Here is an 11,467-nt window from a genome sequence, read left to right as displayed (position 1 = left end):
GCCCCCAAACCAAAAAAAAAAAACCCCCCCCCCCCCCCGCCCGCGCCCGCCAGCCCGGCTGGCGATGGCGGCCCAAACTAAACCGCGCGGGGGGCCCCCCCCCCCCCCCCCCGCCCGCCCCCCCCCCCCCGCGAAGGCGTCGTCGTCGGCTTGTCGATCTGGTGGAAGAAGCTGTCTCCCGATGGCCGCAACGCCAATCAGGTGACGAGTCAGGCGCTGACCGACCTCGGGGGCTCGGCGACGTTTTACGACTGCCTGGTGGAAGTGGAGCCAATGCATTGACAAGCTTCGGAGCGGCGGACTCGGACGGGTTTGGTGGAAGGCGTCTAACCCGATTGTCGGAGACCGGCCGAAAAGCTAGGATCTCGTTTCCGCACGATCATTCTAAAATCATATAAAGGAGACGCCGTATGGAGAAACCCTGGCTGCAGTCTTACCCGTCCGGCGTGCCTGCGGAGATCGATCCATCCGCGTATCGGTCCGTTTCGGAGCTGCTCGAGGACAGCTTTCGCGCGAATCGCGATCGCCGCGCGTTCGTGTGCATGGGCCAGGCGATCACGTACGCCGAACTCGACGCGATGTCGAGAAAGCTGGCCGCGTGGTTCCAGAAGCGAGGAATGAAGCCGGGCGCGCGCGTCGCGCTGATGATGCCGAACGTGCTGCAGTATCCGATCGCGATCGCGGCGGTATTGCGCGCGGGTTACATTGTCGTCAACGTGAATCCGCTTTACACGCCGCGCGAACTCGAGCATCAGCTCGAGGACAGCGGCGCGGAAGCAATCGTCATTTTGGAGAATTTCGCCGGCACGTTGCAGGCGGTCGTCAAGAACACGGCGATCAAACATATCGTCGTCGCGGCGATGGGCGATCTCATGGGTTTGAAAGGGGTGCTCGTCAACTTCGTCGTGCGCAGCGTGAAGAAGATGGTGCCAGAGTGGAAACTGCCTGGCAGCGTCCGATTCAACGAAGCGCTGAGCGAAGGCGGCCGCGGCACGCTCCAGCCGGTCACCCAAAGTCCCGATGACGTCGCGTTCCTGCAGTACACCGGCGGCACGACGGGCGTCGCGAAAGGCGCGACGCTCACGCATCGCAATCTGATCGCGAACACGCTGCAGTCAGAAGTGTGGCTCGACCCGGCCCGCAAGCGCCGTCCCGACATCGATCAGTTCGTTTGCGTGGTCGCGCTGCCGCTTTATCACATCTTCGCGCTGACGGTCTGCGGCATGCTCACGATCCGTACCGGCGGCCTTGGCGTGCTGATACCGAACCCGCGAGATATCGCCGGAACCATCAAGGAACTGAAGGGCGTTCCCATCAACACATTCCCGGCCGTCAACACGCTCTACAACGCGTTGTTGAATCATCCAGACTTCAACAAGCTCGATTTCTCGAAGCTCATCGCTGCGAACGGCGGCGGGATGGCCGTGCAGGAAGCCGTCGCGAAGCGCTGGTTCGCGGCGACCGGCGTGCCGATCGTCGAGGGTTACGGCTTGTCCGAAACCTCGCCGTGCGTGACCTGCAATCCGGTGACGGCGACCGAATACACGGGCACGATCGGCTTGCCGCTTCCGTCCACGGAAATCTCCATCCGCGACGACGACAACAACGAAGTGCCGCTCGGCCAGCCCGGCGAGATCTGCATTCGCGGCCCGCAGGTGATGGCGGGCTACTGGAATCGTCCCGACGAAACCGCGAAGGTGATGACCCCCGACGGCTTCTTCCGCTCAGGCGACGTCGGCGTGCTCGATGAGCGCGGCTACGTGAAGATCGTCGATCGCAAGAAGGACATGATTCTCGTCTCCGGCTTCAACGTGTATCCGAACGAGATTGAAGATGTTGTCGCGATGCTGCCCGGCGTGTTCGAAGTTGCCGCTGTGGGCGTGAAGGATCAGGCGTCGGGCGAAGCGGTGAAGCTCTTCATCGTGCGCAAGGATGCGAGCCTGACGGAAGCGGATGTCATCGCGTACTGCAGGGAACGGCTGACCGGCTACAAGCGTCCGCGCATGATCGAGTTCCGCAACGAGTTGCCGAAAAGCAATGTCGGCAAGATCTTGCGGCGCGAATTGCGCGACGGCCGCGCGTAGCGGCTGCGCGTCCAAAGCGAAAAGCCTTCGTGTCGCGAGATGCGAAGGCTTTTTTGTTGCCCGCAGCGGAACGAAAAAAAGGCGCCCGAAGGCGCCTTTCAGTGCGTACTGCTTTGTTACGACCTTATTAGAACTTGTGGCGGATACCGACAACAGCGGCAACCTGGTTCGACGTCGACGACGCCGACAGGCCGTTGATGTTCGCAACCGCAGGGCGGTTCAACGAATCCGTGCCGCTTGCGTGCTGGTAGATACCGTCGATGTACACGTCCGTGCGCTTCGACAGGAAGTAGTCCGCGCCGAGCATGCCTTGGTGGTACTTGGCATCGGCCAGGCCGTAACCCTTCGTGTAGTCATATGCCACGCCCAGCAGCAGGGCCGGGGTCAGCTGATACTTGAAGTTGATTTCGGCGTTATGGAACTTGCCCGAGCCGCCCGTGTAGCCAGCCGGGTTCAGGCCAGCGCCTGCTTCGTTGTTGACGTCCTTGAACTGCGTGTTGCTATACGTCGCGCCGATGGTCGCTGCGCCGAACGTGTAAGCACCGCCAGCCGAGATGACTTGCTGCGTCTTGGCGGATGCGAAGCCCGAGTACACGCGGCTCGACATGTTCGAAGCCGTAGGCGTCGTGGCTGCGTTGCGGCTCGTGGCGTTGTTGCCGAAGAACGAGTAGTTGGGGTCCTTGACGTTCAAGTAGCCCGCGCCCAATTGCAGCGGACCCTGCGAGTAGCCGAGACCAACCGACCAGATCTGGTTGCGGTTGAACTGGCCAGCTTGGCCGCCGAGGCTGTACAGGCCGCCGAACGTGAAGCCGGCGTAGTTCGCGCTCGTGTACTTGATCGCGTTGTTCACGCGATTCGAGTTGTTCATGTTGTCCAGGTCGCCCGGGTGCGCGCCGAAGTACGACGCCCACTGGCTACCGACTTCGAATGCGCCGGTGTAGTCAACCACGGAGTCGTACTGGCGACCCAGCGTGACCGTACCGAATTGCGTCGAGCCCAGACCGACATAAGCCTGGCGGCCGAACAGGTCGCCGCCTTGGCCCAGCTGGCCGTTGAACACGTTGAAGCCGCCTTCCAACACGAAGATGGCCTTCAGACCGCCACCGAGGTCTTCCGTGCCGCGCAGGCCCCAACGGCTACCTTGCAGGTTGCCGCTGTTCATGGAGTACAGCTTTTGGCCGTTGCTGTTGTTGTTGTACGCGAAGCCAGCGTCGATGATGCCGTACAGCGTCACACTGCTCTGCGCATGTGCGGCGCCTGCGAATGCGCCCAGTGCGGCGAGAGCGAGAAGCGACTTTTTCATTGATTGAATCTCCAAGGAGTGTTTGCGACTTTTGACAAGGTCACTGTTCTTAGCGCCAGTGTGTTGACGGTCCCTGCCTGCTTCTTAACGAAGGTGACACGTAATGTAACAAAGAGGCTTTAACGGACAAAGGAAAAGGGGCTGGTCCGCCGGACTCATGTGACGTTTACGCAACAGGCGCTAAAATGTTGGTTTTGCAGGATATTTGCGACCCGTGTTTGCCCTAATTACCAAAACAGGTGCTTCATAAGGGGCGATCGGGCGGTCGACGGTGTCAGGTTGGTGCCATATCCGCGATCAGACTTCGAGTCTGTAATCCGGAGAAATCGCACATGCTCCGTGGCCGCTGAACGCGGTATCCGGCAAGCCCGCGCCCCTTCGGCGCCAGTCGATGTGCGCTAAAATTCGCGTTTTCCGCGAGCGTCCGCTCCGTCTGCGGACCATGAAGAGAGAGGTGACACCATGACGCTCGATGAAATCATCAGCGAATTCGATCGAGGCTTGCGGTCCATGACGGGCGTGAGCCGCATGTCGCGTCCGATTCCTGAATCGACGATGTCGCCTCTGGACGCGACCGGCGATGTCCTCTCGGAACAATCGCAACTCACCGAAGAAGAACGCGCCCATTCGGCCGGACTGATGCGCGTGAATCACGTTGGCGAAGTCTGCGCGCAAGCGCTTTATCAGGCGCAGAAGCTCGCCACAAGCTCGCCCGAGCTCAAGGCCAGTTTCGAGCGAGCGGCGCGTGAAGAGGAAGACCATCTCGCGTGGACATCGACGCGGCTGAAAGATCTGGAATCGCGGCCGAGCCTGCTGAACCCGTTGTGGTACGCGGGTGCGCTGGCGATCGGTTTCGTCGCGGGGCGCTTCGGCGATCGCGCGAGTCTCGGCTTCATGGCCGAAACCGAGCGTCAGGTCGAGCAGCATCTCGATGGCCACATGAAGACCTTGCCCGTCAACGATCACGCATCCCGCGCGATCGTCGAGCAAATGCGTCTCGATGAAAGCGCGCACGCCGCAGCAGCCATCGGCGCTGGTGGGAGCGAGGTTCCGTTTCCGGTGCGCGCGTTGATGCGCGCAGCTTCCAAAGTCATGACGCGCACGGCCTATTACATATAGTGTGACAAAGCCTCGTTCGCTCGCTTGCCGGGTCGAGCGAGGCATTCGCCGCCGAAACTCATCATCGAATCAAAAAACGGCTGTAAGAACCGTTACATTTCCCTCATTTCGCCTGCTCTTTTCACGTACTACCTTCACATCCCGCACTAGCTCTCTAATTCATAACGGTTTTCTCTTTTGCCGTTACTTCAAGCTCCTGCGCTAAGTCCTTGTTCTAGCAAATAAAAAGCACTCGAAAAAAAGGTGCGCGTCTTGACCGAGGAAATGCGTTCCTCTAAAGTGGGAGACAGTGTGAGAAAGTGGTCTTTTGTGTGATTCACAACCCATTTTCGAGCAAAACTGGAGAGGGACGGGCGTCGTGGTGGGCGTCCGAAAACGGGGAGAAGGGCGAGTGTTCCAAGGGGCGTCGGCGCTGACGCTCGATGCGAAAGGGCGGATGTCGGTTCCGTCGCGCTATCGGGAAGCGCTGCAAGGGCAGGCAGAAGGCCGGGTGACGCTCACGAAGAGCCCGGATGGATGCCTGTTGCTCTTTCCCCGCCCGGAGTGGGAAGTCTTCCGCGCCAAGGTCGCCGCGCTTCCGATGGAAGCCATGTGGTGGCGGCGCATCTTTCTCGGTAATGCAATGGATGTCGAACTCGACGGCAACGGGCGCGTGCTGGTCTCGCCCGAGCTGCGCGCTGCCGCGTCGCTGGAAAAAGAAGTGACGCTGCTCGGCATGGGCGCGCACTTCGAGTTGTGGGACTCGCAGACTTACGCGGCGAAGGAAGCTGCGGCCATGGCGCAGGGCATGCCCGACGCGCTGAAAAACTTCACTTTCTGACGCGGCGCTGAACAACATGGCTCCTGCGATGGGAAATGAACTGCAGCATCGCACGGTGCTGCTGAAGGAAGCGGTAGACGGGCTGCTCACGCGCGCGGACGGCATCTATATAGATGGCACTTTCGGGCGCGGCGGTCATAGCCGGGCGATTTTGCAGCGACTGGGTGACGCGGGGCGGCTGATCGCCTTCGACAAGGATCCTCTCGCGATCGCCACGGCGCAACAGATTCAGGATTCGCGCTTTTCGATCGTGCACGACAGCTTCGCGGCGTTGCGCGACGCGGCGAGCGAGCGCGGAGTAGGGCGGGTGTCGGGCGTGTTGCTGGACCTAGGCGTGTCGTCGCCGCAGGTGGACGACCCGGAGCGCGGCTTCAGCTTCCGCGCAGAAGGTCCGCTCGACATGAGGATGGACCCGACTCGGGGCGAGTCGGCGGCAGAGTGGCTCGCGCGTGCCACGGTGCAGGAAATCACGGAGGTCATCAGAGATTATGGGGAAGAACGGTTTGCTTTTCAGATTGCAAAGGCGCTTGTTGCTCGCCGGGCAGAGTCCGACCGTCTTGGGCCTCTCGACAGCACGCGCGAGCTTGCCGAAATCGTGGGTCACGTCGTCAAAACCCGTGAAAAGGGCAAGGACCCGGCAACTCGCACCTTTCAGGCTATACGGATTCACGTCAATCAAGAGCTTGCGGAGCTGCAGGTAGTACTCGAATCGGCATTGGCATTGTTGGAGCAAGGGGGGCGGCTGGTCGTGATCAGCTTTCATTCACTCGAAGACCGGATCGTCAAGCGGTTCATGCAGGCGCACGCGAGCGCGCCGGCGGTGGACCGTCGTTTGCCGATCCGCGCGGTCGATCTTCCCAGCCCGCCGCTGCGCGTGGTCGGCCGCGTGTTTCCGAGTGATGCCGAAGTCGCCGATAACCCGCGCGCCCGTTCCGCGGTGATGCGTATCGCCGAGCGGATCGCGCCATGAATCGCCTCAATATCTTCCTGCTCATCATCGTGCTCGGGTGCGCGCTGTCGGTCGTCAGCTCCACCAATCAGCAGCGGGAGATTTTCATCGACTTGCAAAGGGCGCAATCGCAAGAGCGTCAACTGCAACAGGATTACGCGCAGTTGCAGTACCAGCAGAGCGCGTTGTCGAAGACATCGCGCATCGAGCAGTTGGCCACCAACTCACTGAAAATGCAGCCCGTGACGACCGGCCGAACGCAATATCTCACCTACGACACGGCCGCCAACAAGGCCGCCGACGCACCGATGCCGCCGCCGCTGCCGGCGTCGGCGCCGCCTGCACGCGGAGCCAAGCGATGAAAAAGTCCGCGAAGCAGAAAGACATCGCTCACACGCCGAATCCGCTTCTCGCCGTGCGCCTGCCCATGTGGCGCTCGAAGCTCGTCGTGTTCCTGCTATTCATGGCGTTCGTCGCGCTGGCCGGACGCGCGTTCTGGATTCAGGGCCCGGGCAACGCGTTCTTCAAGAAACAGGGCGAAAGCCGCTATCAGCGCACGCTCGAAATGCCTGCGACGCGCGGGCAGATCCGCGACCGTAACGGCCTCGTGCTCGCAACGAGTTTGCCGGTGAAGGCCATCTGGGCGATTCCCGAAGCCGTGCCGAACGATCTCGGCGCGGACAAATTCGCGCAATTGTCCAAACTTCTCGAAATGCCGGAAAAAGAGCTTCGCGCGAAGCTCTCGATGGACAAGACCTTCGTCTATGTGAAGCGCCAGGTGCCGCTCGAAGTCGCGCAGAAGGTCGCCGCGCTCGACATTCCCGGCATCTATTCGCGCGGCGAATACAAGCGCTTCTATCCGGAAGGCGAAATCACCGCGCACCTGATCGGCTTTACTAACATTGAAGACAAGGGACAGGAAGGCGTCGAACTCGGCGACCAGAACGTCCTCGCCGGCACGCCGGGCATGCGCCGCGTCATCAAGGACCGCATGGGCCATATCGTCGAGGACGTCGACGAGCAAGTCGTGCCGCACAACGGCGCGGACGTCGAACTTTCGATCGACAGCAAGATTCAGTACATCGCGTACACGAACCTGAAGGCCGCCGTCGAGAAGACGAAGGCGAAGGCCGGCGCGGCAATGGTCATCGACGTGAAGACGGGCGAAGTGCTCGCGCTCGTCAACTATCCCACGTACAACCCGAACGATCGTTCGCGGATGACCGGCGAGCAGTTGCGCAACCGCATTCTCACGGACACCTTCGAGCCGGGCTCGATCATGAAGCCGTTCACCGTTTCGCTCGCGCTCGATCTGCATCGGGTGACGCCGAATACGCTCGTCGAAACGGGCGGCGGCGTGTTCGTGCTCGACGGCGCCCGCATTACGGACGATTCTGGCTTCGGCACGCTCACCGTCGGCGGCGTGATTCAGAAGTCGAGCAATATCGGCGCGACCAAAATTGCGATGCAATTGCGTCCCGAGGAAATGTGGAACATGTACACGAGCATCGGGCTCGGTCAGGCGCCGAAAGTCGGTTTTCCGGGCGCCGTGACCGGGCGTCTGCGCCCGTGGAAGAGCTGGCGACGCATCGAGCAGGCGACGATGTCGTACGGCTACGGCCTGTCCGTGTCGCTGTTCCAGCTCGGGCGCGCATACACGGCCATCGCGAACGACGGCAAGATCCTGCCGGTCTCGATTTTCCGCACGGCGGGCGATCAGCCGCCGCTCGGTCAGCAAGTGTTTTCGCCGACTACCGCGCGCGAAGTGCGTGCGATGCTCGAAACCGTCGTGTCGAAGGGCGGCACGTCGCCGGATGCGGCGGTGGCCGGCTATCGCGTCGGCGGCAAATCGGGCACGGCGTACAAGCATGCGGGCCACGGCTACGACCATTCGAAGTACCGGGCATCGTTCGTCGGCATGGCGCCGATGCCGAATCCGCGCATCGTCGTGGCCGTATCGGTGGATGAACCGACGGTCGGCAGCCACTTCGGCGGTCAGGTGTCGGGTCCGGTGTTCTCGGGCATCGTCGGCGATACCTTGCGCGCGCTGAATGTGCCGCCCGATATGCCAGTGAAGCAAATGGTCGTGACGGACGATTCGAACTCCGCCACGCAAGCGGCCGCCAAGCAGCCGGCGAATACGAACAACGCGAATACCGCGAAGAAATTCGCGGTGTCGAGCAATACGAAGACGCACCCGGGAGTCGTGCGATGAGCGCGCAAACCCGACAGAGCAAGATGCAAAAGGACGTATCACAAGCCGTTCAATGGCTGCGCGCCCACGCGCAGCCCGAGGCGCAATTGCACGCCGACACGCGCTCGCTCAAAAGCGGCGACGTGTTTCTAGCCTATGCGGTCGACGGCGCGGACAACCGTCCGTATCTCGACGCCGCGCTCGCCGCAGGCGCGGCTGCGGCGCTCTATCAGCCGGAGAATTTCGCGGGCAAGCCGGACGCGTCGAAGACGCTCGCCGTGAAGGCGCTGAACGAACTCGCGGGCCCGATCGCATCCGCGTGGTACGGCGAGCCGACCGCGTCGATGCTTACCGTCGGCGTGACGGGCACGAACGGCAAGACTTCGTGCAGCCAATGGATCGCGACTGCGCTCTCCGCGCTCGGCCGTCCGTGCGCCATCGTCGGCACGCTCGGCATCGGCATGCCGGGCAAACTGGTGCATAGCGGCTTCACCACGCCCGACGCGCCGCAGCTTCAGCGCAATCTTGCGCAATTGAAAGCTCAGGGCGCGGAAGGCGTCGCGATGGAAGTGTCGTCGCATGCGCTGCATCAGGGGCGCGTGAACGGCGTCGATTTCGATATCGCCATCTTCACGAATCTCACGCAGGATCATCTCGACTACCACGGCACGTTCGAGGCGTACGAAGCGGCGAAGGCGCGTCTTTTCGCGTGGCCGTCGCTGAAGACGGCAATCGTCAATCGCGACGATGCGGCCGGTCAGCGTCTGATCGAATCGCTGCGCGGCAAGGTGCGGACGATTGCCTACGGCGTCGAGATGCCCGCCGATGCCGCGCCGAGCGCCGACGCGTTCCTGCTCGCAACGCAAGTCCGCGCGACTGCGACCGGCACTGCGTTTCATCTGTCGTCGGACTGGGGCGAAGCCGATGTCGAAGTCGGCACGCTCGGCACGTTCAACGTGAGCAATCTGCTTTCCGTGCTCGGCGTGCTGCTCGAAGTGGGCGTGCCGTTCGATGCCGCCATCGCGCGCATCGAAAAGCTCGAATCGGTCAACGGCCGCATGGAGCGTCTCGGCGGACGCATTCAGAGCGACGAGCCGCTCGTCGTGATCGACTACGCGCACACGCCCGACGCGCTCGACAAGACCCTCACCGCGCTGCGCCCGATCGCCGAGGCGCGCGGCGGCGAGCTCGTCTGCATGTTCGGCTGCGGCGGCGACCGCGACGCCACCAAGCGTCCGCTGATGGGCGAAATCGCCGAACGCCTCGCGGATCAGGTCGTCATCACGAGCGACAACCCGCGCAGCGAAGATCCCGTCGCGATCATCGATCAAATCGCCGCCGGCATGAGCGAAGCCGCGAAGGCGCGCCGCGTCGAAGACCGCGCGAGCGCGATTCTGCAAGCAATACGAAGTGCGGCGCGCGAGGACGTCGTCGTGCTCGCCGGAAAAGGGCACGAAGCCACGCAGGAAATCATGGGCAAGAAGCGCGCGTTCTCGGATCAGGATCACGCGCGTCTCGCGCTGGCCGCACGCGCCACACAACAACGCGGAGGCGGCGAATGACGATGTTCACTTTGCGCGAAGCCGCCGCGATGATTCCCGGCGCCGTCCTTAAGGGCGATGCGGGTATCGCCATCGCGCGCGTCGTCACGGACAGCCGCGGCGTGCAGGCCGGCGATCTGTTCGTCGCGGTGAAGGGCGATCGCTTCGATGCGCATGATTTCCTCGATCAGGTGGCGAAGAGCGGCGCGGCTGCTGCGCTCGTGTCACGCGACCCGAGCAACTCCGGTGCCTGGCCACTTCCGGTCATCAAGGTAAAGGACACGCGCGCGGCGCTCGGTGCGTTGGCGCACGGCTGGCGCAAGCGCTTCACGATGCCGCTCGTCGCGGTCACGGGCAGCAACGGCAAGACGACGGTCAAGGAGATGATCGCGTCGATCTTCGCGGCTGCGGTCGGCGAGGAAGCGCGCCTCGCGACCGCGGGCAACTTCAATAACGACATCGGCTTGCCGCTCACGCTGTTTCGCCTGAAGGCGTCGCACAAGCTCGCGGTCGTCGAGCTGGGCATGAATCATCCGGGCGAAACCGAAGTGCTCGGCAAGATCGCCGCGCCGGATGTCGCCGTCGTCAACAACGCGCAGCGCGAGCATCAGGAATTCATGGCGACGGTCGAAGCGGTCGCGCTCGAGCACGCTTCGGTCATTCATGCGCTAGGCGATACCGGCACGGCCGTGTTTCCCGCCGACGACCAGTACGCCGTCTTCTGGCGCACGGCCGCGACCGGCAACGCGATCATCGATTTCGCGCTGACCGCCGATGCATCGCAGGCCGCCGTCACCGGTACGCTCGAAGGCACGACGGTCCACATGCAAACGCCGCAGGGCGCGGTCGACATCGCGCTGAACGTGCTCGGCGAACACAACGCGCGCAACGCAATGGCGGCGACCGCGGCAGCGCTTGCCGCAGGCGTTTCGCTCGACGTCATCAAGCGCGGTCTCGAAGCGTTCGAGCCGGTTAAAGGCCGCTTGCAGGTGAAGCGCGCGATGCTCGGCGCGCTCGCCGGCGCGACCGTCATCGACGACACGTACAACTCGAATCCCGATTCGATGCGCGCCGCGATCGACGTGCTCGCATCGCAGGCAACGCCCCGCGTGCTCGTGATGGGCGACATGGGCGAAGTCGGCGAGGAAGGTCCGGCGTTTCATCGCGAAGTCGGCGCGTATGCGGCGGAGTGCGGCATCGATGCGCTCTTCGCGCTCGGCGCCGCGAGCGTCGATTCGGTGAACGCATTCAACGCGGCCGCATCGAAGCAAACCGCGCAGCATTTCGCCGATGTCCGCGAACTGCTCACCGCGCTCGAACAGGCAGGCTACGGCAACAAGGCCACGTATCTCGCCAAAGGCTCGCGCTTCATGAAGATGGAGCGCGTGGTGGATGCCTTGACGAGTCCACAACAACCCGCAGCGGGCCATGCGCCCGCTGCACATTGATTCACTGAA

The 11,467-nt window shown here is 62.7% G+C and carries 10 protein-coding genes; 9 read left to right on the top strand and 1 reads right to left on the bottom strand.

The features are described from left to right. The first annotated feature begins 150 nt into the window (after positions 1-150). Together NCT05_RS36770 and NCT05_RS14815 are read left to right on the top strand one after the other, a co-directional pair. Complete coding sequence (locus NCT05_RS36770; protein WP_284507544.1) at positions 151-282, top strand: hypothetical protein; 132 nt, start codon at positions 151-153, stop codon at positions 280-282. A gap of 128 nt (positions 283-410) precedes the next feature. Then, positions 411-2,084, top strand: coding sequence for a long-chain fatty acid--CoA ligase (locus NCT05_RS14815; protein WP_250502644.1), 1,674 nt, complete (start codon positions 411-413; stop codon positions 2,082-2,084). A 127-nt stretch (positions 2,085-2,211) separates the two neighbouring features. Here the strand turns inward: NCT05_RS14815 and NCT05_RS14810 are convergent, their stop codons facing one another. Then, a complete protein-coding gene (locus NCT05_RS14810; RefSeq protein ID WP_008343007.1) occupies positions 2,212-3,387 on the bottom strand; it encodes a porin in 1,176 nt (391 codons plus the stop codon). 462 nt (positions 3,388-3,849) lie between these two features. On the opposite strand from NCT05_RS14810, the gene coq7 reads away from it, so the two are divergent. The 7 genes from coq7 (at position 3,850) to NCT05_RS14775 (ending at position 11,458) form a co-directional block, all read left to right on the top strand. After that, positions 3,850-4,506: a 2-polyprenyl-3-methyl-6-methoxy-1,4-benzoquinone monooxygenase gene (coq7, locus tag NCT05_RS14805; protein WP_250502643.1), complete on the top strand. Its 657-nt coding sequence runs from the start codon at positions 3,850-3,852 to the stop codon at positions 4,504-4,506. 391 nt (positions 4,507-4,897) lie between these two features. After that, complete coding sequence (gene mraZ / locus NCT05_RS14800; protein ID WP_008343002.1) at positions 4,898-5,326, top strand: division/cell wall cluster transcriptional repressor MraZ; 429 nt, start codon at positions 4,898-4,900, stop codon at positions 5,324-5,326. 28 nt (positions 5,327-5,354) lie between these two features. Next, the gene (gene rsmH, locus NCT05_RS14795; protein WP_008343001.1) at positions 5,355-6,296 is read left to right on the top strand and encodes a 16S rRNA (cytosine(1402)-N(4))-methyltransferase RsmH; all 942 of its coding nucleotides are present in this window, start codon (positions 5,355-5,357) and stop codon (positions 6,294-6,296) included. Further along, positions 6,293-6,637 carry a cell division protein FtsL gene (gene ftsL / locus NCT05_RS14790; RefSeq protein ID WP_008342999.1) on the top strand — a complete coding sequence of 115 codons (345 nt, stop codon included), beginning with the start codon at positions 6,293-6,295 and terminating at the stop codon, positions 6,635-6,637. The genes rsmH and ftsL overlap by 4 nt, the downstream gene beginning before the upstream one ends. Next, positions 6,634-8,490 carry a peptidoglycan D,D-transpeptidase FtsI family protein gene (locus tag NCT05_RS14785; RefSeq protein ID WP_008342998.1) on the top strand — a complete coding sequence of 619 codons (1,857 nt, stop codon included), beginning with the start codon at positions 6,634-6,636 and terminating at the stop codon, positions 8,488-8,490. Before ftsL ends, NCT05_RS14785 begins: the two co-directional genes overlap by 4 nt. Next, positions 8,487-10,031, top strand: a complete 1,545-nt coding sequence (locus tag NCT05_RS14780; RefSeq protein ID WP_244807651.1) for a UDP-N-acetylmuramoyl-L-alanyl-D-glutamate--2,6-diaminopimelate ligase — start codon at positions 8,487-8,489, stop codon at positions 10,029-10,031. The genes NCT05_RS14785 and NCT05_RS14780 overlap by 4 nt, the downstream gene beginning before the upstream one ends. Further along, positions 10,028-11,458 carry a UDP-N-acetylmuramoyl-tripeptide--D-alanyl-D-alanine ligase gene (locus NCT05_RS14775; RefSeq protein ID WP_250435212.1) on the top strand — a complete coding sequence of 477 codons (1,431 nt, stop codon included), beginning with the start codon at positions 10,028-10,030 and terminating at the stop codon, positions 11,456-11,458. Before NCT05_RS14780 ends, NCT05_RS14775 begins: the two co-directional genes overlap by 4 nt. Positions 11,459-11,467 lie beyond the last annotated feature (9 nt).

Origin of the sequence: Caballeronia sp. AZ7_KS35 (assembly GCF_023631045.1) — a bacterium.
In the GTDB taxonomy this organism is placed as follows: Bacteria; Pseudomonadota; Gammaproteobacteria; order Burkholderiales; family Burkholderiaceae; genus Caballeronia; species Caballeronia zhejiangensis.
Note: the sequence above shows the minus strand (reverse complement) of the source record. Positions and strands in the feature narration are given on the sequence as shown.

Excerpts from the sequence above, each read along its gene's own strand:
- NCT05_RS14815 (WP_250502644.1), top strand. The coding sequence starts at position 411 with ATGGAGAAACCCTGGCTGCAGTCTTACCCGTCCGGCGTGCCTGCGGAG.
- NCT05_RS14810 (WP_008343007.1), bottom strand. The coding sequence starts at position 3,387 with ATGAAAAAGTCGCTTCTCGCTCTCGCCGCACTGGGCGCATTCGCAGGC.
- coq7 (WP_250502643.1), top strand. The coding sequence starts at position 3,850 with ATGACGCTCGATGAAATCATCAGCGAATTCGATCGAGGCTTGCGGTCC.
- rsmH (WP_008343001.1), top strand. The coding sequence starts at position 5,355 with ATGGGAAATGAACTGCAGCATCGCACGGTGCTGCTGAAGGAAGCGGTA.
- ftsL (WP_008342999.1), top strand. The coding sequence starts at position 6,293 with ATGAATCGCCTCAATATCTTCCTGCTCATCATCGTGCTCGGGTGCGCG.
- NCT05_RS14785 (WP_008342998.1), top strand. The coding sequence starts at position 6,634 with ATGAAAAAGTCCGCGAAGCAGAAAGACATCGCTCACACGCCGAATCCG.
- NCT05_RS14780 (WP_244807651.1), top strand. The coding sequence starts at position 8,487 with ATGAGCGCGCAAACCCGACAGAGCAAGATGCAAAAGGACGTATCACAA.
- NCT05_RS14775 (WP_250435212.1), top strand. The coding sequence starts at position 10,028 with ATGACGATGTTCACTTTGCGCGAAGCCGCCGCGATGATTCCCGGCGCC.